The following is a 24,319-nucleotide window of genomic DNA, read 5'->3' on the forward strand; positions in this document are numbered from 1 at the left end:
AATTTTGGGCTGTCGGCCCCATGTGCTAAATTCAAAAGGAAGAATCCATGGAACAATTTCACGCAACAACCATTATTTGTGTGCGACGCGGCAACGACGTCGCTCTGGCCGGCGATGGTCAGGTCACCCTGGGCAACATAGTCATCAAGGGCACCGCACGCAAAATACGCAAACTTTACAACGATAAGGTGTTGGCAGGCTTTGCCGGCGCCACGGCCGACGCCTTCACGCTGCAAGAGCGTTTCGAGGCCAAGCTCGAAAAACACCAGGGCAATCTCATGCGCTCTGCGGTCGAACTCACCAAAGACTGGCGTACCGATCGTATGCTGCGCCGCCTTGAAGCCATGCTAATCGTAGCCGACAAAGAGCACACGCTTGTTCTTACCGGCAACGGCGATGTGCTCGAACCCGAACACGGCGTTGCCGCCATTGGTTCTGGTGGTGCCTACGCTCAGGCTGCCGCACTCGCCCTTCTGGCCAACACCGACCTGACCGCTGCCGAAATCGTCAAAAAGTCTCTCGAAATCGCCGGCGATCTATGCATCTACACCAACCAGAATCACATTGTCGAGACGCTGCCGGCCTGATTGCCAGCCCGTACTCCAGCGTCCCCCAACAACCGTTTTCAGATTCCTACTATGTCCGCTACCAACATGACTCCCGGAGAAATCGTCTCCGAGCTCGACAAAAACATTGTCGGGCAAGATCGCGCCAAGCGCTCGGTGGCCGTTGCGCTGCGCAACCGCTGGCGTCGTCAGCAGGTACCCGAGCCCTTGCGCAATGAAATCGTGCCCAAAAACATCTTGATGATTGGGCCTACCGGCGTCGGTAAAACAGAAATCGCCCGCCGTCTTGCCAAGCTGGCCAATGCGCCCTTTATCAAGATCGAAGCCACCAAATTCACCGAAGTCGGTTATGTGGGTCGGGACGTTGACACCATTATCCGCGACCTGGTTGAAATCTCAGTCAAGCAAACCCGTGACGTCGAAATGCGGCGCGTACGCACCCAGGCTGAAGATGCTGCCGAAGATCGCATTCTCGACGTACTCGTCCCGCCCGCGCGTAATGCACACGGCGAGCCTGACCGCGAAGAAAACAGCGCCCGCCAAACATTCCGCAAACGCCTGCGCGAAGGCAAGCTTGACGACACCATGATCGAGATCGAAGTCGCTCAACTGGCGCCGCAAATGGAAATCATGGCCCCCCCCGGCATGGAAGAAATGACCGAGCAATTGCGCGGCATGTTTGCCGGCCTGGGTCGCGACAAGAAAAAGCCCAAGAAAATGACGGTAAAAGAAGCTTTCAAGCTACTTATCGAAGAAGAGGCGGGCAAACGCATTAACGAAGAAGACTTGCGCACTGCGGCTGTCATCAATGCAGAGCAGAACGGCATTGTGTTTCTCGACGAAATCGACAAAATCGCGACACGTCAGGAGCAATCTGGCGGCGACGTGTCACGCCAGGGCGTCCAGCGCGACCTGCTGCCACTGGTCGAAGGCACAACGGTCAACACTAAATACGGGGTGGTACGCACCGACCACATACTGTTTATTGCCTCGGGGGCATTTCACCTTTCTCGCCCGTCAGACCTCATCCCCGAGTTACAGGGGCGTTTTCCTATCCGAGTCGAGCTTGACTCCCTGACGGCGCAAGATTTCGTGCGCATTCTCTGCGACACCGATGCCTCGCTCACCAAACAGTACACGGCCTTGCTTGCCACTGAAGATGTCACGCTAGACTTTACCGACGAAGGCATACAACGTCTGGCCGAGCTGGCCTTTGACGTCAACGAGCGCACTGAAAATATCGGCGCACGCCGTCTGTACACCGTCATGGAAAAGCTGCTCGAAGACTTGTCGTTCGATGCCAGCGCCCATGGCAGCAGAACCGTCATCATTGACGGCAGCTACGTTGACTCAAAACTGGAAGAAGCAGCCGCCAGCGAAGACCTCGCGCGCTACGTGCTTTAAAAGCCAGGGCCATCCGGCACCATGCTGCTCATGGCGCCGGATGGCCCTGTAAGACCAGTCGCACAGCACAGACTGTTCAAGGTGCGCACTAACCCGCAGATAGCTCTACAAAATAGCGCGGGGAATAATCAACGCGTTTCAGGACCAAGGTGTCTCATGTACCTTGCACCTTGCACCTTGCACCTTGTACCTTGAACGCAATCAGTAGTTGACGACTGCGCCAGACGAGAACGCCAAGCTCATTCTTTGCGGTTCAATGCCTATCGTTGAAACCTTCATGGCGGTCGCGTTTGTCCGATGGGCCGGTCGGTATTACATGCCACTTTGGCATATTGCGATATCGTTAACCCCCCCGCGTCTACACCATTGCCTATTTTGAAATCTCAGTGACCACGTACTGGCCATTGACGCGTTTGGCTTTGAAGGTAATTTTGTCGCCAGGTTTAATTTGCGTAAGCAGCTTGGCATCGGCAATGTAAACCAGTGTCATGGCGGGCAGATCAAGGTCTGAAATAGCCCCATGTTTAATGGTGATTTTTCCGGCAGCGGCATCAACCCGCCGTACCTCACCCTTTGCCGTTGCTTCTTGCGCCACGGCAGGCGTCACGTAAAAAGACGTCATTGCAAGCGCTGCGGCGAGCGCCAACATACGATGTTGTGTGCTGGATGACATACGCTAAACTCCATCAATATAGAAGTACAGCATAACGCAAACAGGAAAGTAATTTTGTCCCTCAGCACAAGTGGTTACGGGCTGCGTACTGCGCGCCTCGAAGACATCCCGCACATTCTGGCCCTCATGCATGAGATGGCGGTATTTGAAAAACTTACCGACATTTTTCAGGCCACCGAAGCAAGCCTGCACAACAGCGTTTTTGGCGAGCACCCCGCCGTCAACTGCCTGGTGGCGCATACTCATGACAACCCTGATGTGCCGGTTGCCTACATTATGTGGTTTTTCAACTATTCCAGCTTTCTGGATCGGCGCGGCCTGTACCTTGAAGACATCTACGTGCAGCCAGCCCATCGCGGCAATGGTCTGGGCAGCATGGCGCTGAAGCATCTGGCGCGCCTGGCTATTGAGCATGGCTGCGGCCGATTTGAATGGGTTGTGCTCGACTGGAACCAGAACGCCATCGACTTTTACCAGCGCCATGGGGCCGAGATCCTACCCGAATGGCGTATCGTACGCTTGACCGGTGATGCGCTGCACCGCCTGGCCCAACAAACTCTGGAGGCATGACATGGCCACACGTCTTTCTGTGATCGCAACCCGTACTGGCGACAAAGGCACGACAGGGTTGGGCGACGGAAGCCGCATCGACAAAGACGCACCGCGCATTGTTGCGCTGGGCGAGGTCGATGAACTAAACAGCGTATTGGGCTTGTGGCGCACCGAAGCATTGCCCGCCGATGTAGATGCGCTGCTGAGCAAGGTGCAGCATCATTTATTCGACCTGGGCGGAGAGCTTTGCATACCCGGCCATACGGCACTCACCCCCGAGCAGGTGCAGTTTCTGGATGACGCCCTGGCGCACTACAACGCCGGGCTGAGCAAGTTGCAAGAGTTTATTCTGCCAGGCGGCTGCCGTGCCGCCGCACTGGCCCACATAGCACGCAGCACCTGCCGCCGTGCTGAGCGCGCTGTCGTTGTATTGGGCCGAAACGAAGATGTCAGCGAGCCCGTACGGCAGTATTTAAACCGGCTTTCAGACCTGTGCTTTGTGCTGGCAAGAGTGCTAAACCAGGCGGCAGGCCAGACAGACGTTTTATGGCAGCGCTAACACCCGTCATGGCGTGTGCGTAGGCCAGCACGACCCTATCACGCTGCACGCGCTGAACAACGAAATCGGCCAATACTAAGATAGAATCAACTGGGGACATGGGTATTACCTCCATTAGACTTGTTCTTCGCAAAACTAAGTTTAATGAATACCTGTGCCCCCCCCCTTAATGATGTAGAGCCGCCATTTGCCGGGGCATCAAGTTGCTGCGGCGTTGTGCCCTCTTTGAGCGCAACCGGTGTTTGCTGACTGGCGTCGGCAGGCGAATCTACCCGCGTTCTAGCGGCACCTGTTCGAATACAGCAAAGGCGGGGTTACACCTTATGCGGGCAAAACCTGACCGACCGTAGCGCTAAACAGCGACACGATTTCAGAGATATCAGCGGGTGTACAGATGAAGGGCGGGGCCAACAGCACATGGTCGCCATGCACCCCGTCAATGGTGCCGCCCATGGGGTACATCATGAGGCCGTTTTCCATGGCCTTTTTCTTGAGCGCCACATGCACTTTACGGGCCGGGTCAAACGGCTTCTTGCTGGCTTTATCCTGTACGAACTCTACCCCCACAAACATGCCTCGGCCGCGCACATCACCCAGGTTGGGGTGGCTACCCAGCGCCTCACGCAATTGGGTGCGCAATTGTTCGCCACGGGCGAGCACATTGTCGAGCAGCCTATCGCTTTCTATGACATGCTGCACGGCAAGCGCCGCCGCGCAGGCGGTGGCATGCCCCATATAGGTATGCCCGTGCTGAAAGAACCCGGTGCCAGCAACAATGGCTTTGTAGATACGATCGCTGGCCAGCATGGCCCCTATAGGCTGGTAGCCTGCACCCAGACCTTTGGCGATGGCGATAATGTCTGGCACGACGCCGTCTTCAGCGCAGGCAAATAAATGGCCGGTACGGCCCATGCCCGACATGACCTCATCCAGAATAAGCAAAACGCCATGCCGGTCGCATACCTCGCGTATGCGCTGCAGATACGTTTTAACGGGGGCCAGCGCGCCTGCCGTCGCGCCCACCACTGTCTCGGCCACAAAAGCGGCGACGCTTTCAGGGCCTAGCTCGCGTATTTTGTCGTCAAGCTCTTGCGCAAGCCGACCCGCATAGTGTTCTTCGGATTCGTCAGGGCGCTGGTCACGGTAGGCATAACACGGCGCAACATGATGAGCCGGTACCAGTAGCGGAAGAAAAGGCTCGCGACGCCATGCATTGCCGCCTATGGCCAGCGCGCCAAGCGTATTGCCATGGTAGCTTTGGCGGCGGGCAATAAAGTGTCTGCGCGAAGGCTGCCCGATTTCAACAAAATACTGGCGCGCCAGTTTGAGCGATGCCTCGACAGCTTCAGACCCACCCGACACAAAGTAAACATGATCAAGGTCGCCAGGTGCCCGCGCGGCCAGAAAGTCAGCCAGGTCTTCGGCAGCCTGTGTGGTAAAAAATGACGAATGGGCGTACGCAACCTCGTCAACCTGCTTTTTGATCGCAGCAATAACGGCTGCATGACCATGCCCCAGACATGACACGGCAGCACCTCCCGACGCGTCAATATAACCTTTGCCATGTTGATCAAACAGGCGAATGCCCTGGCCCCGCACGGCAAAATTAAGTTGCTGGCCGGGGTTGCGATGAAAGACGTGTGTCATGAAGGCCTCCGCAAAATGCGGTTGTCAAGCATAAAGAAGACAACGTCGCGCAATTTAGCGTTGGCTGGCGTTGACGGTAAATTCAACAGTTGAATCTTGAATGATATACCTGACAACAAATAAATCAAACACACAAGCCCATCGCACCATAGTCATAACCCGGGGCTGTTGTAAATTTATTACGATAATGCCCCTACAGGGCTGCTAATATCATAGGTTATGCCCCATACAACGATGTTAGCTGTCTAAGCACACGACATATGACGCACGCTGCAAACCCGGCCCCCAAAACGCTAGACGCCTTTACGGCGCGCGTTCAGCACGAGTTCGCCGGGATGACACCGCAATTTCAGGTGGGGGCGAGGTATCTGCTTGATTTTCCGGCCGAAGTGCCGGTGGCTTCAATGCGTACCATTGCAACTCAGGCCGGTGTGCAGCCTGCAACCCTGGTGCGTCTTGCACAATCGCTGGGCTACGCGGGCTGGGGCGACCTGAAAAAAGTGTTTTTGGCATCGCTGCGCAGCGCCTCAGGCCAATATGCGGAACGTGCCAGCACGGTAGTACGCGGTCGGTCGCGCAGCGCTACCCAAAGTGCGACCATCCAGGCTGACAATGTGCGCATGCTGGCCGATGTCAACGCGCAAAATCTGCCTAAAGCAGTGCGCATGCTTTCCAGGGCGCGCACTGTACATGTGGCTGGCTTTCGCGCTTCGTTTGCGCCTGCCTACACCATGCAGTATCTGTACCGGCTGTTTCGACCCACGGTCATGCTCATACGTGGCGATGCCGGCACACTCGACATGGATTTACGTGGCATAAGCAAAGAGGATGTCACGGTCATCATTTCGTTTGCGCCCTACTCGCATGAATCCATGCAGGTTGCCGAGGCGGCACGACGGGCGCAGAGCCAGGTGCTGGCCATCTGTGACAGCGTTGTCGCGCCCATGGCGCTGCAGGCCGACTGTGTACTGCAGTTTTCCACCGATACCCCCTCATTTTTTCCATCAAGCGTCGCCGCACTCAGCCTGATAGAAATCCTGATCGAACAATTACTGGCGCAGGCTGGGCCGCAAGCGGTCAATAGCATCAGACAGGCCGAAGGCCATCTTCAGCAAGACGGCGCCTACTTAAACCCCTTACGCTCTACAGCAGAAAAGGTCAACGATGCTTACTAGTATCGAACTCTCGGGTACCCCCTTTCAGATTGGCCAAGCACTTGGCAAATTTGGAGCCGAAGCCGCCAATACATACCTCATCAATTCAGAATCATGGGCAACTGTCATGGCCTGGCGCGGTACCGACGCAGCCAGACAAATGCAGCAGTTAACAGCCCGGCATTTTCCGCGCACGCTTGACGAGCTGCGGGGTCTGGCTGATGGTCTGCAGCTTGCTTTCGACGATGTGTTTCTCTGGAATTGCCGCGGTGACGTCTGGGCCATGCCACCCGATGGCTGCACCACCGTTTTGCTGCCTTCTGCCAACGGGCCACGCATCACCCATAATGAAGACGGCGACCCCGGCTTTACCGGGTTTTGCGGCATCGGTATGTTCAGGCCTGACGAGGGCCCTGCGTTTGCCTCGTTTGTTTACCCGGCATCCATACCCGGCCACACGTTTGCCGTAACACAACATGGCTTAGCCATGACGGTTAACAACCTGCGCTCCCGGCAGGTTAGTGTGGGCCTGCCGCGCATGGTTCTTACCCGCGCCCTGCTCGAACAGCGCACGCTCGAAGACGCCGTTACACTGCTCGAAAACACGCCCAGAGCGGGGGGCTTTCACCTGAGTATGGCCCAGCGCGGGCGAGCCGACCTGCTTAGCATTGAGTTCAATGCCCAGGCCGTTTCTGTATTGCACGTGCAGCAACCTGCACTGCACGCCAACCATGCAATACACCCGGCACTACAGGGTTTGCCACAAGTTATTACCGAATCATCACGCCATCGCCAGGAGCTCGGCGAGTCACTGCTAAATGCCGAGGACATCGACCCACTGGCCATACTTGCCGACCAGTCAGATAAGCCCTTCCCCATTTATCGCAACGCCGCCAACGACAGTGATAATGAAAACACCATGGCAACGGCGGATATTCATGTCGATGAAGACCATATCCGCTGGCGGGTGTACGAAAAACCTGGCCAGGCACCGGTGCTCAACATGGTAGATGGGCAGCCCGTATAACCTGATAGCGGGCTTTGCCGCGTAGCCATGAACTGCCCGGTGTGACCGAGCGCGATACGCGCTCGCACGGGCCATTACGCGCGATAAGTCCATAAAGCAACCGCGTGGCCATGGCGCTGTATTGTGCGCCAAGGCCACGACGCGTCTTGTGATAGCAGTGGTCCGTCCCATGTCATGGCGTGTATGCCCAGGCACCTCAATGGTCGATAACCTGCCGAAGTGCGCCGCGGCCACTACAGCCACTACAGCCACTACAGTCACTACAACAACGAACGTATGAACCCAGCCACTTCTGCGCTCAATGCCGTCAGGTCACGCTGCAGGTTTGCAAAGTTGCCGGTTTTCTCAAACTGTTGTTCATCCATATAAAGTGCGCGATTTACCTCAATCTGCAGACTGTGCCGCCCCTCGCTCGGGCGCCCGGTACGACCGATCAGTGCCACCCCTTTAAACGGGTCGTTGCGTGCTACGGTATAGCCGCGCCCCCGCAAAAAGTCTTCAACAATGCCAACCAGGGTAGGATCACACGTCTTGCCATCATGATCGCCCAGAACAAAGTCAGCCAGCGTCCGATCAGTGTCGAGTTCCAGCACTTCATAGGAGTTGGAAGGCATGGAGTGCAGGTTCAGATGCCACACCGTGCCAAAGTGTTCATAAGCCGCCTCAATAGCCTCGCGCAAGGCATCGTGATAAGGCTGGTAGTAAGTGCCAATGCGGTTTTCCACTTCTAGTACCCAAAGCTTGCGGTCATACACAGGCTGACGATCGCGCGCCATATGCCAGATCAGGCCGTGACCCAGTGCCGATTTGGGCCCGGGGTGCAGCGGCTCAGGCCAGGGCTCGGCCAATATATTAGGATCAAGGTCATCTACTTCGCGATTGGGATCGATATAGGTACGCGGAAACGTTGCAGCCAGCAGGGTTCCACCTACTGACGGCACGGCATGCCACAGCTCTTCCACGAACAGGTCTTCGCCCATGCGCAACTCGGAAATCGGCACGGCGAACTGAAAATCTGCGGGGTAAGTCGTGCCGCTGTGCGGTGAGTCACATACCAGTGGAATAGCGGGCGCCGTTGGGTATGCCAGCGTAAAGGGTTCAAAATCCTGATCTGCATACTTCATGATACGTCTCCGTCAAAGGGGTTGCAGGCGTGTTGCGCGGGACAGTGCAGGCACTGCGCCCAAGGCGAGGCCCGCGCGGGCGCCTTCCTGATTACACGTCGTTTAAATGGCAGGCACTAAGATGCGGCGCCCCTTCATTAATATCTTCCAGCACCTTGAGCAAAGGCCGTTCAGTGCGGCAGCGAGCGATAGCTTTGGGGCAACGCGGGTGAAACGGGCACCCCGAGGGTGGGTTCAAAGGCGAAGGCAGTTCACCCTTTATAGGGTCAAACTGACGCATGTCTGTGCGCAAAACCGGCAGCTCTTTAATCAGGGCTTGGGTATAGGGGTGGTTGGCCCGCGCAAAAATAGTGTCTGTATCGGCCAATTCAACGATTCGACCCAAATACATGATGGCGACCCGGTCAGATATATGGCTGACTACGCCCAGATTGTGGCTGATGAACAAATACGTAAGCGAAAACTCATGACGCAAAGCCATGAACAAATTGAGCACCTGGGCCTGTATGGAAACGTCCAGCGCCGCCACCGCTTCATCACAGACAATTACGGAGGGGTTTAGCGCCAGCGCCCGCGCCACCCCTATACGCTGGCGCTGCCCACCCGAAAACTGATGCGGATAGCGGTAGCAGTAGGCGGGATCAAGCCCCACTTTTTGCATAAGCCCCGACACAAAGCTTTCTTTGTTGGCCCGCTTGACCATGCCATGCACAATCGGCGCCTCGCCAATAATGTCGATGACACGCATGCGGGGGTTGAGCGATGAGTATGGGTCTTGAAAAATCATCTGCACGCCCAGCTCGTACCGGCGTCGTGTGGCCCCCGCCATGCTTGTGACAGACTGCCCCCGGTAGAAAATCTCCCCGGCGCTAGGTGGCAAAATACCTGTCAGCATGCGGCCCAGCGTTGACTTGCCACAGCCCGATTCGCCCACAATGCCAATCACCTCACCCTCAATCACGTCAAGGTCCACGCCTGCAACGGCCTGCACAGAGGGCGGTTCACCCTCGCGTCTTATCATGGCGCCGATACGCGCCAACAGGTCAACGGGTTGAGAATAACGGCGTTGCACGTCGCGCAGGCTCAGAATCACGTCTGGTGTACTCATGCCCGCGCGCCCTTGTGCCAGCAACTAACCCAATGATCAGGCCCCACTTTCTCAAGCGTCGGTTCTTTCTGGCATTGCGCCGTGGCGCGATAACAGCGCGCCTGAAAAGGGCAACCCTCGGGCAGGTTAAGCAGCGACGGGGTGGAGCCGGGTATCTGAAAAAGGGGCTGCCCACGCGTCGCGATGGAGGGGATAGAATCAATAAGGCCCTGAGTGTAAGGGTGTTGGGCAGCACCCACAACCTGCGCCGTCGGGCCTGTTTCAACAAGACGACCGGCGTACATCACGGCCAGCCTGTCCGCCAACCCCGAAACAATGGCCAGGTCGTGGGTAATCCAGATCAATGCCGTACCCATTTCCCGGCACAGCTTCTGTACTTCATACAGAATCTGCCCCTGTATGGTGACGTCCAGAGCAGTGGTGGGTTCGTCGGCAATAATCAGTTTTGGCGAATTGAGCAGGGCGATGGCGATGGCAATGCGTTGGCGCATGCCACCCGAAAGATGGTGTGGATACACCAGCATGCGGTCTGCCGGTGAAGGTATGCCCACCATGGTCAAAACCTCTATAGACCTGGCCCGAGCCGCCTTGCGGGATACCTTGCTATGCGCCTGCACCGCTTCGATCATCTGCGTATCTACCCGCAGCGTCGGGTTCAGCGTCATCATGGGATCCTGAAAAATCATCGCCAGCTCGGCACCCCGCAGTCGGCGGTATGCGTCAGCCGAAAGTGTTTGCAGGTCATGTCCGTTAAAGTTCATGCGATCGGCTTGCACGCGGCCAGGCTGGTCTACCAGGCCCATTAGCGAAAAGCCTGTAATGCTTTTACCGGAGCCAGACTCGCCCACCAAGCCCAGGATTTCTCCATGCTTTAACTGCAGGGCAATACCGTCGACTGCCTTGATAACCCCCTCGCGGGTGTGGAACCACGTCTTTAAGCCGCGCACATCCAGCAACAGTTCCCGCTCCCGCAGCTCAGGCTGTGTATCAGCAAGAGGAATTAGCCGGGGCACCTGGCTTTCTCCACCCTCGTTCGTGGCAGCCTCCAGCCCATGCGGGTTACTGTCTTGCTCAACCTCATCTCGAGAAACAAGACCTGCGCTCAGGTGAGTACTCATCGTCTACACCTCATTGCGTGGGTTCAGGATGTCGCGCAGATGGTCGCCTGCCAGATTGATGGCGATAACGACAAGAGCCAGCGCAATGCCAGGGAAAAATGAAATCCAATAGTTACCTGACAGCATAAACTCAAAGCCGTTGGCAATGAGCATGCCCAGTGAAGGCTCAGTAACCGGAACACCAACACCAAGAAACGACAGCGTGGCTTCGAGGGCAATGGCATGCGCCAGATCTATGGTGGCAATGACCATAAGCGGCGGAATACAGTTGGGAAACACGTGCCGCCACAAAATGCGATGCCATGATAGCGACATGCAGCGTGCAGCCTCAACGTATTCGCGGTTACGCTCGACAATGGCAGCCCCTCGCGCAGCGCGGGCAAAATAGGCCCACTGCACGGCGATCAATGCGTAGATAACTTTATCTACACCCTTGCCCAGTACGGCCAGCAGCACCAGAGCAACCAGAATCGACGGAAACGACAGCTGGATATCGACCAGACGCATTAGCAGGGCATCGATGCGCCCTCCAAAATAGGCAGAAATCAACCCCACCGCCGCACCAATAAGAAAAGCACAGGTTACCGATACAAAACCCACAATAAGGCTGATGCGCAAACCGTACAAAATGGCCGAAAACACGTCACGCGCCTGCCCGTCAGTGCCCAACCAGTAAGTGAGCGTGCCATCCATATTCTTGCTGCCCGGCGGCATCTTGGAGTCCATGATGTCGAGCGTTGCCAGATCGAACGGGTTTTGCGGCGCGATCCACGGTGCAAAGATCGCAAGCACAATACAGACCAGCAGTACAAACAACCCGAATACGGCCAGCTTGCTGGACATGAACTGCGCCACAAATATACGTAACAAACTCTCATGCACCGGTGCGACAGCTGGCTGGGCTGCTGCGCTATCGAGTATGCCGGGCACGTCTTGGCTGCTACTCATGCCGAACCCTCCATACGCACCCGAGGATCAAGCGCCGTATAGGCGATATCCACAGCCAGGTTCAGAAAGGCCAGAAAAACAACCGTCAGCATCAGGTAGGCCACCACCACCGGGCGATCCAGCGTAACAATGGAGTCAATCAGCAGCTTGCCCATGCCCGGCCACGAGAACACGGTTTCTGTCACCACCGCAAAGGCGAACACCTGACCGTACTCCAGCCCGCCAATGGTTACGATAGGAATGAGGATGTTTTTCAAAAGATGAACACCAAGCACCCGGCGTTCACGCAGGCCTTTGGCGCGGGCAAACTTTATATAGTCTTGCGGAAGACACTCGCGCGTGGCGGCGCGGGTTACCCGTATGATGAGCGCGCACTTGGCCACGGCAATAGTGCTTGCGGGTAGAATCAAGTGTTTGAAGCCTGCCCAGTTAAAAACACTGAGACTGATTGGGCCGTAGTGCTCAACCGGGCCTCTTCCGCCCGCTGGCAGCCAGCCAAGCATAATTGCAAACAACATGATCAGCATGAGGCCAACCCAAAAATTGGGTAGCGAAAACCCCAGCACCGAACCCGTCATAATGGTGCGCGCCTTCACGGCCCGCGGTTTCAGCCCGGCATAAATGCCAAGCGGAATACCAATAAGCATAGACATGAACATGGCCAATGTGGCCAGTTCAAGCGTTGCTGGCATGCGCTCAAGAATAAGCCGCATGGCCGATTCGCCCGTCAGAAAGCTGGCACCAAAATCGAGTTTGACCGCTTTGGCCAGGAAAATAAAATACTGGTGCCAGAGCGGCAGATCAAGGCCGAAGGTATGCCGGATGGCTTCGCGTTCGGCGTCGGTGGCCTCGGGGCTTGCCAGCATGAGCACTGGATCGCCAATAAGATATAGCCCCGAGAACACCAATGCCGACATGATCAGCACCACGACGAGCGTTTGCAGAAACCGACGAAAAATCGTCGACAGCACGTGTGCCGCCCCCTGTTATTTAACCAGCTTCATGTCTTGCGCCAGCGTCATCTGGTCGACACGGCCCCCATAACGCATGTCTTTTTTCATGGCCCAGACAGACAGCTCGAACTGTATGGGAAGAATGCCGTAGTCTTCCATGGCCATGGCGCTGGCATCTTGCAGCATCTTGGAACGCTTGTCATCATCCAGTGTCTTGGAGGCTTGCATGACGAGCGTGTCCATTTCAGGATTTGAATACTTGCTCCAGTTGGTGGTGCCCACCCCTGCCTTGGGGTTTTTGGTAACGACCAGCGACGTCAGGGGGTTAAGCATTTCGCCTGAAGACGCCGACCAGCCCGCAAGATAGGTACTGAATGCATAGGCGTTGCGCTGCTTGAAGAATACCGGCGGCGCCATGGTCTCTACATTGGTTTTGACGCCTATACGGGCCCACATGGCGGCCACGACCTGGGCTATGCGCTTGTCGTTGGTATAACGACCATCGGGTGAGCCCAACGACAGCGTAAAGCCATCTGCGTAGCCCGCTTCAGCAAGTAGTTTTTTCGCTTTCTCTGCATCGGCGGCGGCCACTTTCGAGTACTTTTCAGACGTACCAAAAGCGGGATAAGGCAGCAGGTTTGCAGCCGGCAACCCTACGCCGTCCATAATGCGCTCCACGATCGCCTTGCGGTCTATGGCCAGCGACAAGGCCTCACGCACCCGTTTGTCGGCCAGGGGGTTTTTATTGCCCGTGCCCTCCATGCCCGGAGGCGGCTCGCTGCCCTGGTTCAGGGCAAGATAAATCACACGCACAGAAGGTGTTTCCTGTATGTGCAGCTTTTTATCGTTTTTGAGACGGGTGAGGTCATCGGTGGGAGGGTCTTCGATGATGTCGACATCACCAGCCAGCAGTGCCGCAACCCGTGCCGCCGAGTTAGAAATAGGCCGATACGTTACTTTGTCCCAATCAGGCTTGTCGCCCCAGAAATGTTCATTGCGCTCCAGCACAATTTCGGCGCCACGCTTCCAGGAAACAAACTTGTACGGGCCCGTTCCCACCAGCCCATCGCCACGGTTCAACTCAACCGTAGTCTTACCTTCGGGTGCGTCACCCGAGGCAGCGGCCTTGGACATAATAGGCACAAGAGACAGATTGGCCAGCAGCACAGGCGACGGCCCCTTGGTCTTGATGCGTACCGTGTGCGGGTCTACGGCTTCGACCGTATCAATGGTGCTAAGGTACAGCGCGTACGAAGACGGGCTGTTGGGCACTTTGGGAACGCGATCGTAGGTAAAGAGAACATCGTCCGCCGTAAAGGGCGTGCCGTCCGAAAACTTTATGTCCTTGCGCAGCTTGATTGTCCAGACATCTCCATCAACCGTCCATGACTCTGCCAGACCGGGCACGGGGAGCGCATTGCTGTCCGTACGGATCAATGGGTCGAATATGGTTTCGGAAAGCTGCGTGTTGGGCGTGAGCGAATGGAATTGCGGGTCCATCGAGCTGGGCTCAGACCGCAATCCGATCACCAGATCGCGCGCCTGTGCCAAACCTGTAAAGGCCAGGCTCGCTGCCAGCGCTGAGGCAAATACGGTTCTGCGTAATAGCTTCATAGTCATGCTGCCTTCCTGTTGGGAAAATGGTTAATGGGACAAACCGTTAACTCGACACAAAAAAAGCTCCATGCCGGGTAAGGCATGGAGCGAGTGTAGCGAGCGAAGCTGGTTTAACAGATCAGTGTTTTCCCGATGGCCTCCGCGCTTTTCTTCAGGCCCGGAGGGCGTTTACTGCACTGTGCTGAGCATGTATTCAACCGCTGCCTTGATGGTTGCATCATCTGCCGAAGAGGCACCCCGTGGAGGCATGGCACCCTTACCCTTGAACGCGATTTCCATGATTTGCTCTTCACCTTCAGCCAGTCGCGGTGCCCAGGCAGCCTTGTCACCCAATTTGGGGGCGTTGGCTACGCCAGTGCTGTGGCAGGCTACGCAGGCAGACTTGTACAACTTTTCACCAGCCTGATGCGTGCTAGGCGCTGCAGCAAGTTTCTTGCCTTCAGCTGCAGGCTTGGCTGCCGCAGTCTTGGCCGTTGGAGCCGGCGCTGCAGCCACTTTGCCTGCTGGCGCTGCCGTCAACGTTGGTGCCTTGGCAGCAGCCTGCTTGCTGGCTTCAATCTTTGCTGCCACGTCTTTCTCAATCGGACCAGGCGCTTTAACCTGCTTCATCAAGTCATCGTTCCACTTGCCTTCGACCACAAAGTGACCCGCAGCACCCTTCTCGAAAGCCTCAATCAGGTTGTGATTGACGTAGGCATACACGCCTGGCTGCTTGAAGGTGTACAACGCTGCCCCTGCCGAACCGCCCCGTACAAACCAGGTTTCCAGGTTTTTCTCGGGAGGATTGGCAAACTTGCCGGTTTCCCAGACCCAGTCACCGTGCCCGCCGATCAGGTGAGGACGTGTGTCGCGGTTAGCCTGCGAGTGCACAATAAGCACGGTCTCACCGACTTTGGCTTTGAGCGCGTTTTCACCTGTCAGGGCACCAACTTTACCGTTGAACACCACATGCGATGGTGTCAGCGTGCGCATCACCTCTACCGTGTCGGAGTAGCTGTCTGCCAGTGTCGCATAGTCTTTGTACTCGCCGTTTTCATCCTTGGGGATGTACAAGTCGAATTCACCGACCGAATACACCTTGTCATAGTGCAGCTCATTGCCCTCAGGGTCTTTCAAGCCTTCGCGCGGCAGCACCATCATGGTGCCGCTCATGCCGGCAACCACGTGCCAGGGCACCATGCCTTCTGGCGCGCAGTGGTAAACAAACACACCGCTACGGTCGGCCTTGAAGCGCAATGTGGCCTGTTCACCGGGCTGTACATCGGTCAGCTTGGCGCCGCCCAGGGCGCCTGTGGCTGAGTGGAAGTCTACGTTGTGGGGCATGGCATTGCTGGCGGGGTTAACCAGTGTAAGCTGCACGTAATCGCCTTCATGGACAACGAAAGTGGGACCGGGCATCGAACCATTAAACGTCATGGCCTGCATTGTCGTACCCTTGCCATCGATGACAATTTTCTTCTCTTCGATGTACATGGTGAATTCGACAACTTTGGGACCCGTCGTGGCTTTCTGTTCGTGTGCATGTACGAACGGAGGCGCTACGAGGTCCACCTTGACGTGTTCCAGCTGATCAGCCGTTTCGGCTTTGGCCAGGCCGCCAGCCATGAATGCAAACATGACGGCCGCGAGCAGGGTGGGACGTACCACTTTCATTTTGTATCTCCCTTCTTCCAAGGTATCGGTAATTCGATAGCTCTATTGGACACGTTGGGGACACTTCCTTCTTTGTTGCAGCGCAAACTCACAGAGCGGTTTTTAAGGGTTAACCCGAAAACAACCTGGCGTGTGGTTTTTCTGCACAATGCGTCTGCAAGAGGCCTGGCTGGTGTATGCCTGCAATACCCACATGGCCAATGCTAGAATCAGAAAGGTAACCCTCTTTTTTGAATGAGCCACTAATCCCATGACGCCTAAGATAAGCAGGTCACTGGTACAGAACGTCGAACTGCTCAGATCACTGACAGACGAAGAGCTGGACGCCACGCTTGCAGCAGCGCAGGTCTGCCGCATGGTTGAAGGTGAAGCTGCCTTTCGCCAGGGCGAGCCGGCTGACAGTTTCTTCATTTTGCTGAGCGGGCATCTTAAGGTGGTGCAACTTACCCCGGCCGGCGAGCAAGTGGTAGTTCGCTATGTTAGCCCCGGCGATATTTTTGGCATTGCGCAGGCCATGCACAGGCCCAACTACCCGGCCTCGGCAATTGCAGTACAAGAAAGCCTCATGCTCGCCTGGCCTGGCAAAGAATGGAACTCGCTTGTTTCCAAACACCCCCAGTTTGCTGCAGGTGCGTTCCAGACGGTAGGTCAGCGTCTACAAGATGCCCATAGCCGTATCAGTGCGCTGTCCACCGAAGAGGTTGAACAACGCGTGGCACGCACCATTTTGCGCCTTATTGATGAGTCGGGTGAAACGACCGAAGAGGGTGTTGCCATTGGCTTTCCGATCACCCGGCAAGATATTGCCGAAATGACGGGCACTACCCTGCACACTGTTAGCCGACTGCTCAGCGCCTGGAAAGATAAGGGCATCGTCATCAGCGGGCGCAAGCGCATTACCGTGCAGTCGCTAAACGACCTTATCCGCCTTGCCGAAGACGGGCGTACCAGCGACACCCCCAGCACCACCAAGGCGGGGCGATAAGGCCTGCGACACAACGCCCAGCGCTTACCGCACCCACCTGACGCAGAGTACCAAAGCCAGCACTGCCGCCAGCACAGATAGCACTGCCGCTCACGCCACCCGTCCTTAAGATATACCCAGTTTTTCGCGCAGGCTGGCCTCTTTTCTGGGGCTGGCCGTATCGTCCCGCACAAGCCTAAAGCCCAGATTGCTGGGGGGCACGCCTACCGAGCAGGCGCCGCTCTTGGGGTCGCGGATAAAATCGGTAATGTAGCTGCGATGCGGCCCGGCCACGACACGTACGCCGCAATTTTCGCCGCCTCCGGCTGATTCTTCATCGGCCAGATCCAGGTGGCGACGCACCTGGCAGGTGTCGGTCCAGTCCCATACGTTGCCAGCCATATCCAAAAAACCGTGCTCGTTCTCACTGAAACCGCCAAAAGGTCTGAGTACAGCATCTACAGTGGTTTTGCGCTGGGTTTCAAGTGCGTATTCTGCCAGCCAGCGTTGTGCCGGATCGGCCGGATCAAACTCATCCAGAATCACATCTTCTTTGTAGGAAGAACCGGCCGCATAAACCCATTCTTCATAGCTGGGCAGACGATAGTTTTGGCCAGTTTTCTTGGAAAACCATGCGGCATAATCGGTCGCATCGCGCCAGCTTACCCCCACCACTGGCAGATCAGGCGATATGACGGCGGTTCGATGGGAGCGGTCAAGCTGCTTGCAGGCTTTGTCGTTTACGCACTCGGCGTATTCCGTCTGACTAACCTGCCGCGCCATCATTCTCAATGGCTGCTCAAACCTCATCGTGCGGCGGGACGGCGTTACTGGGTAGCCATTTCTCAGGTATTCGCCAGACGGGTAATAGGCAAGCTTGCCTGGCTGCACCGCAGCCAGTGGCACAGGGTCGGCGGCTTCTGCTGACGGTTGCGGGCCCCGGCACGATGCCAGCATGGCCGCGCCGACCGCAATAAATGCAAGACGTGTGACAATTGCGGCGAAAGGAAAACGCATGGCTCAATACCTCGGCACAGCCCGGAACATCCGGGTTTATACCTATATTGAACCGCGTTACATAAACGCCGTCTTTGTTGCAGCGCAAACTAGAGGGCATGCTCCTTGAGCAGGAGCGCCTGCGTAGAAAGACCAGACGCCCCCACAACGCCGCATAGGTGCGCTACCCTCAGTGGCGCACCGTCTGAGCCAGAAAATGCGCCATGAAACGTTTCAAACAGGCGCTCAGGCTACCCCGGCCATATGTGCCTGCTCGTCGGCATGGTACGACGAGCGCACCATGGCACCTACCGCAGCATGCGAGAAGCCCATTGCATAGGCCTCTTTTTCGAGCATCTTGAAAACATCAGGGTGCGCGTAGCGCAGCACGGGCAAATGGTGCTCCGAAGGCTGCAAGTACTGGCCTATGGTAAGCATGTCAACATTATGGGCGCGCATGTCTCGCATGACCTGAAGAATCTCTTCGTCGGTTTCACCCAGACCCAGCATAAGGCCAGACTTGGTGGGCACGTCAGGACGCATCACCTTGAAGTCTGCCAGAAGCTTGAGTGAATGCATGTAATCAGCACCGGGACGACATTGTTTGTAAAGACGGGGCACGGTTTCGAGATTGTGGTTCATGACGTCAGGCGGGTTGTCATTAAGAATGCCCAGCGCACGGTCAAGCCTTCCGCGAAAGTCTGGCACCAGCACTTCGATACGGGTAGAAGGCGAACGCTCGCGCACATGACGTATACAGTCGGCATAATGGCCTGCGCCGCCGTCACGCAAGTCATCGCGGTCAACCGACGTAATCACAACGTACGACAGACGCATGGCGGCAATACTTTTGGCCAGGTTGCTGGGTTCTTCAACATCGAGTGGGTCGGGCCGGCCATGACCAACATCACAGAAGGGACAGCGACGTGTGCACTTGTCACCCATGATCATGAACGTGGCCGTGCCCTTGCCAAAGCACTCGCCAATGTTGGGACACGACGCTTCTTCACAGACCGTATGCAGGTTGTGCTCGCGCAAAATACGCTTGATGTCGTAAAAGCGCGAATTGGGTGCCGGCGCCCTGACGCGGATCCAGTCAGGCTTTTTGAGGCGTTCGGCCTGCACCACTTTGACGGGAATTCGCGACGTTTTTTCGCCCGACTTCTGTTTTTTGGTGGGATCATAATCAACGTTGCGCGGACGCACCGTTGGGTTCTGCACAGCGGACTGATCAACAGGAGTAGTCATACGGTTTCCTGGAGCGAAGCCCCGGCTTCGCACTTGTGAGCCGAGGCGTGCTTCACACCGCCGACCCTGTTAGGTAAAAAATGTCGCGCGCCAGCGCGGGCTTGAGCACCCGTCTGCCTGCATAACGGCAAACCGCTAGTGTAACGCCGTGAGCAAAAAAATTGAGCCATGCCCCACTTCTGTTTTCAGCGCCCTTTCCACTCAGGCTTACGCTTCTGCATAAAGGCATCAATGCCCTCGCCAGCGTCTTCCGCCATCATGTTGTCGGCCATTACCTGACCGGCGTACGCATAAGCGTCTTCCAGCCCCATGCGAAATTGCCGCTGATACATGGCTTTGCCCGTACGAACAGCCACCGGGCTTTTGTCGCAAATGGCCTGTACCAATGCGTTTACTTCAGCGTCAACCTGATCAGCCGGCACGGCACGATTAATCAACCCCTGGGCAACGGCCTGCTCTGCACTGATAAACTGCCCCGTAACCAGCATCTCAAATGCTTTTTTCATGGGCATGGCGCGGGTAAGTGCCACGGCAGGCGTTGAGCAGAACAGCCCCACATTAATGCCCGACACCGCAAACCTGGCGGTATCGGCCGCAACCGCCAGGTCGCAGCTGGCAACCAGCTGGCATCCAGCGGCCGTTGCAATGCCGTGCACGCGTGCAATAACAGGTACCGGCAGGCTTACGATGCGCTGCATGACCCGACCACATTGAGCAAAAAGCGTCTGGTAATAGGTTTTGTCGGGGTTGGCACGCATCTGTTTCAGATCGTGCCCCGCACAAAAAGCGCGACCAGCGCCAGCAATAATTACACACCGCGCGTCGTCATCGGCGGCCACCGCATCAAGCGCTCGCTGAAGCGCATCCAACATCTCTTCTGACAGCGCATTGAATTGATCGGGGCGGTTCAGCGTAAGCGTGATGACGCCATCGACATTATCAATTAATAACAGACTGCTTTCTGCTACCTTGCCGGCAGTGCTGGCTTCTGACATAACGAGTCTCCTGAAACGTGTTTTAGCTGACACGAGCAGCCCGTCCGGACCGCCTGATCGCTTGATTATTGACAGGCAGGCATACCGCTACCCTGACCAACCGGGGCCGTCGTTGCCGCTGCTTTATTGCGGCTGCTGGCGAACGCTTCGGCCAACCGGGCACCAAGCAGATCGCCGATGCCTTCAACAGTAGCGCGTACACCGCAGCTGCGCAAATCGGTGGTTTCAAGCCCTTCGTACCCACAAGGATTAATGTCCAGAAAAGGGGACAGATCCATGTCAACATTGAGCGCAAGCCCATGATAAGCACAGCCATGCCGGATCTTGATGCCCAGTGCCGCAATTTTTGCCAGCTGATTGTCGGCGTTGGGCACATAAACCCCCGGCGCGCCCGGTTTGCGACAGGCACCCGCAAGGCCTAGCTGCTGCAAAAAGCCGATAAGAACGTCTTCGATCAAGGCTACGTACTCTTTGACGAACAGCTGATGGCGGCGCAAATCGATGAGGCAATACGCAACGACCTGCCCCGGCCCGTGATACGTGACCTGACCACCACGGTCAGTACGTACCACCTCTGTGACGGCGCTGTTAAGCACGTGCTCAGGCTTGCCGGCCTGCCCCAGCGTAAAAACCGGCTGATGCTCCACCAGCCAGATTTCATCGGGTGTTTGGAGGGTACGCGTTTCGGTGAAATCGCGCATAGCCTGCCATACGGGCAAATAGGGGGCGGGCCGCGGAAACCACTTGATAATAGGCATAAGAATGCTTAAAGCACCATGGAAACCATATCGTGGCCATGCAACGCGCGATACAGGTTGTCAAGCTGTTCACGCGATGTCGCACGCACCACAAAGGTAAGACCGATATAGTTGCCTGCACTGCTAGGACGCATTTCGACCGTGGCCGGGTCAAAGCCCGGGTCAAACTGCAAAACCAGATCAGTCATGGTCTGAGCAAACTCGGGATGCACCTTGCCCATGACCTTGATGGGAAAGTCGCTGGGGTACTCGATGAGAGAGTCTTCGAATGGAATCTCGTTCATGGTGTTTTTCTCAGAGTTCGGCAATCGCTTTATCGTAGCCCGCTCTCAGCGCCGCGTACACGGGGCCAGGCACACCCTTACCCACTGGCTTGCCGTTATAGTGCGTAATGGGCAAAACCTCTTTGGTGGCAGAGGTGAGCATAATCTCGTCTGCGGTGTCGACCTCGGCTTCGCTAATGGCACGTGCCTCGAACGCAATACCGGCCGCAGCAGCCATTTCTTCCATCAGGCCGTAGCGTATGCCCTCAAGAATAAGATTGTCGCGTGGTGGCGCCAGCAACACCCCGTCACGCACAACCCAGATATTGCAAGAGGAGCCTTCCGAAAGAAAGCCATCGCGAAACTGCAATACGTCATCAACGCCCGCCTCGGTAGCCCTCTGCTTGGCCAACACATTGCCCAGCAGCGAAACAGACTTGATTTCGCAATGTAACCAGCGGATGTCGGGTATGCCCACTGCCGATAGGCCTTTTTCTCGTTTGGCCGCATCAGGCCGCTCAAATGGCGAAACCATGCAGAAGACGGTTGGCTCCACCTTTTTGGGAAAGCCATGGTCACGCTTGGCTACGCCGCGTGTAACCTGTATGTACACCATGCAGTCGCCCAACCCTGAACGCGCAATCATGTCAAGAACCAGCGTGCGCCAGCCATCGCGCGTCATGTCTGACACAATGCCGATGGCCGCCAGGCTGCGCTCAAGGCGGGCCAGATGGCCCTCCATGCGAAACGGCTTGCCTTTATAGGCCGGCACGACATCATAAATGCCGTCACCAAAGATAAAACCACGGTCTAGTACCGAAATTTTCGCGTCGCCGAGACGCACATGCTGGCCATTCAGGTAAACGATACTGTCGTTATCGACGTCGGGGATCATTCTTTATGCCTTGAGAAAAGGGCCGACGCCATGCCGACCCTGAAAAAAAACAACTGCAGCACCAAAGTTGAGCAAAACTCACAGCGCTGACACGCGACTGGCGCACATGGGCAAGTGAGTGTGTGGTGGACGATTAATTCAGCATTAACCGTACTTTGTCGTAAATGCGCCCAAAAAACCCGGCTTGCGGTACGTCGGCAAGAATATAAAGAGGCTCTTGGTGTAACACCTTGCCGTCCAGAGACAGTGACAGCGTACCCACTTTGGTGCCTTTTGCCAGTGGTGCAATCAGTGGCTGGGTATATTGAGCGACAGGCTGGACATCTTGCGCCTTGCCGCGCGGTACCGTCACCCAGGTATCAGACAGCGCACCCAGAGGCACCGACTCGGCCTCACCTTCCCATACACGGGCAGTTACAGCCGGCTTTTCATTGTCAAACAACTTAACGGTATCGAAGTTCTGGAAGCTCCAGTTGAGTAGTTTGAGACTGCTTTCACTACGTGCCGCATCGCTGGGGGCACCCACCAGCACCGAAATAACCCGTCGCCCATCGCGCATGGCCGTGGACACCAGGCAATAACCTGCAGACTGGGTATGGCCGGTTTTCAGCCCGTCAACACTGGGGTCAGACCAGAGCAAACGATTGCGGTTGTGCTGCTTGATGTTGTTGAAGGTGTATTCTTTTTGGCTGTAGTAGTGCAAATATTTGGGAAACCGTGTCACCAGGTTTTTGGCCATAATGGCCAGGTCATGCACGGTTGTAAGGTGTTCAGGCCCCGGAAGACCCGATGAGTTTTCAAAGTGCGTGCGCGTCAGGCCCTGACGCGCTGCCTCTTCATTCATGAGTGCGACAAAGGCGCTTTCGCTGCCCGCAACCGCTTCGGCCAGCGCGACCGTGGCATCGTTGCCCGACTGCACGATAACCCCCTGAAGCAACTGGTCAACCGTAACATCTGTGCCAGGCTTGATAAACATGCGGGAGCCTTCGGTTTTCCAGGCTTTTTCAGAAACGTTTATTTTTTGGTCAAGCGACAGGCGGCCATTTTCAATGGCGTCAAACACGACATAAGCGGCCATCAACTTTGTGAGTGACGCGGGTTCGACAGGGTCATCAACGTTTTGTGCAGTAATAACCTGCCCGCTGTTTGCGTCGAGTGTTAGCCAGGCCTTGGCGGCGAGCGTGGGAGCAGGCACCGTAGCCAGCTCACCCACCATGGAAACAGCGGTTTGAGCGGGCGTAGAAATAGCGGGAGCGGCAGGTGCCTCTTGGGCACCTGAAAACGCAGGCGCCAGCACAATGGCAGTACCTGCGGCAAAATGAGCGATGAGGGAAAATCGGCGGCGTAATAGAGAGTGGATCATCGGCAATTTCGTCAGTAAAAAAGTGGAATCAGAGGGCAGCCAGCCGCTGCATTAGCAACTGCTTGAGCGTGATCAGTCTGCCGTGGAAAAAATGGCTTGCGTCTGGCATGACGACCATGGGCACCTGATGCGCACGCGCAAAGTTCATGGCCTCGGACAGCGGAACGACCTCATCGGCTTCGCCATGCACCAGCAGTGTGTCATCGGGGATATTGATTTCGCGAAACTTAAAACGTTCAACCGCAGAACCAAATAATAACAGCGCGTCGGGCACAGACAGACCCTGTTCGGCGCGCGCGGCATACAGTTGCGCCGCTACCGAGGTGCCAAACGAAAACCCGGCCAGAACCCACTTGCCAGTAACAACCTGCGGGTAGGCCTCTTCAAATTGGACGACCAGTTGCTGCATGTCGGCGGTTTCGCCGACGGCAGCGTCAAACTCGCCCTCAGAGTCACCCACACCCCGAAAGTTGGGCCTTACCGCCACCAGCCCGCGTTGAACGCAAGACCGGGATATGGTGGTGACCACTTTGTTGTCGCGGCTACCGCCATGCAGCGGGTGAGGATGCAGCACCAGCGCCCATCCTTGCGGGTCATCATCCGGAAAATCGACTATGCAGTCAATGGCCCCGGCCTGGCCCTGGAAAACAATTTTCTGCGTACGCACAAGCAACACTACCAATTTGAGTTATAAACAATGGCTGGCCCATTTTACGCCACCTGAATTCTCGCGA

Annotated in this window: 24 protein-coding genes and 1 pseudogene; 7 read left to right on the forward strand and 18 right to left on the reverse strand. The window is 56.3% G+C overall.

Annotated features, from left to right (window positions below):
- Positions 1-47 precede the first annotated feature (47 nt).
- On the forward strand, positions 48-587 hold the full coding sequence (gene hslV / locus FQ179_RS20260) for an ATP-dependent protease subunit HslV (protein ID WP_149399180.1): 540 nt from the start codon (positions 48-50) through the stop codon (positions 585-587).
- Positions 588-638: 51 nt separating this feature from the next.
- Positions 639-1,970, forward strand: coding sequence for an ATP-dependent protease ATPase subunit HslU (hslU, locus tag FQ179_RS20265; protein ID WP_149399182.1), 1,332 nt, complete (start codon positions 639-641; stop codon positions 1,968-1,970).
- A 370-nt stretch (positions 1,971-2,340) separates the two neighbouring features.
- Here hslU and FQ179_RS20270 read toward each other — a convergent pair whose 3' ends face one another.
- Entirely contained in the window at positions 2,341-2,643 is a 303-nt protein-coding gene (locus FQ179_RS20270; protein ID WP_149399184.1) for a copper-binding protein, read from the reverse strand.
- Between the two features lie 126 nt (positions 2,644-2,769).
- On the opposite strand from FQ179_RS20270, the gene FQ179_RS20275 reads away from it, so the two are divergent.
- Positions 2,770-3,213 carry a GNAT family N-acetyltransferase gene (locus tag FQ179_RS20275; RefSeq protein WP_149399488.1) on the forward strand — a complete coding sequence of 148 codons (444 nt, stop codon included), beginning with the start codon at positions 2,770-2,772 and terminating at the stop codon, positions 3,211-3,213.
- Between the two features lies 1 nt (position 3,214).
- Positions 3,215-3,754 (forward strand): cob(I)yrinic acid a,c-diamide adenosyltransferase, encoded by a 540-nt coding sequence (locus tag FQ179_RS20280; protein WP_149399186.1) that lies wholly within the window; start codon positions 3,215-3,217, stop codon positions 3,752-3,754.
- A 321-nt stretch (positions 3,755-4,075) separates the two neighbouring features.
- Here FQ179_RS20280 and FQ179_RS20285 read toward each other — a convergent pair whose 3' ends face one another.
- Positions 4,076-5,401 (reverse strand): aspartate aminotransferase family protein, encoded by a 1,326-nt coding sequence (locus tag FQ179_RS20285; protein ID WP_149399188.1) that lies wholly within the window; start codon positions 5,399-5,401, stop codon positions 4,076-4,078.
- Positions 5,402-5,661: 260 nt separating this feature from the next.
- Between FQ179_RS20285 and FQ179_RS20290 the strand changes: the two genes are divergently transcribed.
- Together FQ179_RS20290 and FQ179_RS20295 are read left to right on the forward strand one after the other, a co-directional pair.
- Complete coding sequence (locus FQ179_RS20290) at positions 5,662-6,576, forward strand: MurR/RpiR family transcriptional regulator (RefSeq protein ID WP_149399189.1); 915 nt, start codon at positions 5,662-5,664, stop codon at positions 6,574-6,576.
- Entirely contained in the window at positions 6,566-7,582 is a 1,017-nt protein-coding gene (locus tag FQ179_RS20295) for a C45 family peptidase (protein ID WP_149399191.1), read from the forward strand. The genes FQ179_RS20290 and FQ179_RS20295 overlap by 11 nt, the downstream gene beginning before the upstream one ends.
- A gap of 260 nt (positions 7,583-7,842) precedes the next feature.
- Here the strand turns inward: FQ179_RS20295 and FQ179_RS20300 are convergent, their stop codons facing one another.
- The 8 genes and pseudogenes from FQ179_RS20300 to nirK all read right to left on the reverse strand — a co-directional run.
- Positions 7,843-8,706: an N-formylglutamate amidohydrolase gene (locus FQ179_RS20300; protein WP_149399192.1), complete on the reverse strand. Its 864-nt coding sequence runs from the start codon at positions 8,704-8,706 to the stop codon at positions 7,843-7,845.
- 91 nt (positions 8,707-8,797) lie between these two features.
- On the reverse strand, positions 8,798-9,814 hold the full coding sequence (locus FQ179_RS20305) for an ABC transporter ATP-binding protein (protein WP_149399194.1): 1,017 nt from the start codon (positions 9,812-9,814) through the stop codon (positions 8,798-8,800).
- Positions 9,811-10,932, reverse strand: coding sequence for an ABC transporter ATP-binding protein (locus FQ179_RS20310; protein ID WP_149399195.1), 1,122 nt, complete (start codon positions 10,930-10,932; stop codon positions 9,811-9,813). Before FQ179_RS20310 ends, FQ179_RS20305 begins: the two co-directional genes overlap by 4 nt.
- 3 nt (positions 10,933-10,935) lie before the next feature.
- Positions 10,936-11,880: an ABC transporter permease gene (locus FQ179_RS20315; protein WP_149399197.1), complete on the reverse strand. Its 945-nt coding sequence runs from the start codon at positions 11,878-11,880 to the stop codon at positions 10,936-10,938.
- Positions 11,877-12,851: an ABC transporter permease gene (locus FQ179_RS20320; protein WP_149399199.1), complete on the reverse strand. Its 975-nt coding sequence runs from the start codon at positions 12,849-12,851 to the stop codon at positions 11,877-11,879. The genes FQ179_RS20315 and FQ179_RS20320 overlap by 4 nt, the downstream gene beginning before the upstream one ends.
- A gap of 15 nt (positions 12,852-12,866) precedes the next feature.
- A complete protein-coding gene (locus tag FQ179_RS20325; protein WP_149399489.1) occupies positions 12,867-14,447 on the reverse strand; it encodes an ABC transporter substrate-binding protein in 1,581 nt (526 codons plus the stop codon).
- 171 nt (positions 14,448-14,618) lie between these two features.
- Positions 14,619-15,020 carry a cytochrome c5 family protein gene (locus tag FQ179_RS22985; RefSeq protein ID WP_370459921.1) on the reverse strand — a complete coding sequence of 134 codons (402 nt, stop codon included), beginning with the start codon at positions 15,018-15,020 and terminating at the stop codon, positions 14,619-14,621.
- Between the two features lie 3 nt (positions 15,021-15,023).
- A pseudogene (nirK, locus tag FQ179_RS20330) lies at positions 15,024-16,103 on the reverse strand (copper-containing nitrite reductase); the annotation flags it as partial.
- 250 nt (positions 16,104-16,353) lie between these two features.
- Between nirK and FQ179_RS20335 the strand changes: the two are divergent.
- Complete coding sequence (locus FQ179_RS20335) at positions 16,354-17,088, forward strand: Crp/Fnr family transcriptional regulator (protein ID WP_149399203.1); 735 nt, start codon at positions 16,354-16,356, stop codon at positions 17,086-17,088.
- A 105-nt stretch (positions 17,089-17,193) separates the two neighbouring features.
- Here the strand turns inward: FQ179_RS20335 and FQ179_RS20340 are convergent, their stop codons facing one another.
- The 8 genes from FQ179_RS20340 to FQ179_RS20375 form a co-directional block, all read right to left on the reverse strand.
- Positions 17,194-18,084: an SUMF1/EgtB/PvdO family nonheme iron enzyme gene (locus FQ179_RS20340; RefSeq protein WP_149399205.1), complete on the reverse strand. Its 891-nt coding sequence runs from the start codon at positions 18,082-18,084 to the stop codon at positions 17,194-17,196.
- A 225-nt stretch (positions 18,085-18,309) separates the two neighbouring features.
- Complete coding sequence (lipA, locus tag FQ179_RS20345) at positions 18,310-19,311, reverse strand: lipoyl synthase (RefSeq protein ID WP_149399207.1); 1,002 nt, start codon at positions 19,309-19,311, stop codon at positions 18,310-18,312.
- Positions 19,312-19,496: 185 nt separating this feature from the next.
- Entirely contained in the window at positions 19,497-20,306 is an 810-nt protein-coding gene (locus FQ179_RS20350; RefSeq protein ID WP_149399209.1) for an enoyl-CoA hydratase, read from the reverse strand.
- Positions 20,307-20,371: 65 nt separating this feature from the next.
- Positions 20,372-21,058 carry a lipoyl(octanoyl) transferase LipB gene (gene lipB, locus FQ179_RS20355; protein ID WP_149399491.1) on the reverse strand — a complete coding sequence of 229 codons (687 nt, stop codon included), beginning with the start codon at positions 21,056-21,058 and terminating at the stop codon, positions 20,372-20,374.
- Between the two features lie 14 nt (positions 21,059-21,072).
- Positions 21,073-21,348 carry a DUF493 family protein gene (locus tag FQ179_RS20360; RefSeq protein ID WP_149399210.1) on the reverse strand — a complete coding sequence of 92 codons (276 nt, stop codon included), beginning with the start codon at positions 21,346-21,348 and terminating at the stop codon, positions 21,073-21,075.
- 10 nt (positions 21,349-21,358) lie between these two features.
- Entirely contained in the window at positions 21,359-22,222 is an 864-nt protein-coding gene (locus tag FQ179_RS20365) for a D-amino acid aminotransferase (RefSeq protein ID WP_149399212.1), read from the reverse strand.
- Positions 22,223-22,355: 133 nt separating this feature from the next.
- Complete coding sequence (locus tag FQ179_RS20370) at positions 22,356-23,585, reverse strand: D-alanyl-D-alanine carboxypeptidase family protein (RefSeq protein WP_149399214.1); 1,230 nt, start codon at positions 23,583-23,585, stop codon at positions 22,356-22,358.
- A 28-nt stretch (positions 23,586-23,613) separates the two neighbouring features.
- Positions 23,614-24,258 (reverse strand): alpha/beta hydrolase, encoded by a 645-nt coding sequence (locus tag FQ179_RS20375; RefSeq protein ID WP_149399493.1) that lies wholly within the window; start codon positions 24,256-24,258, stop codon positions 23,614-23,616.
- Between the last annotated feature and the right edge of the window lie 61 nt (positions 24,259-24,319).

This window comes from Pusillimonas sp. ANT_WB101 (assembly GCF_008369125.1).
Taxonomy (GTDB): domain Bacteria; phylum Pseudomonadota; class Gammaproteobacteria; order Burkholderiales; family Burkholderiaceae_B; genus Allopusillimonas.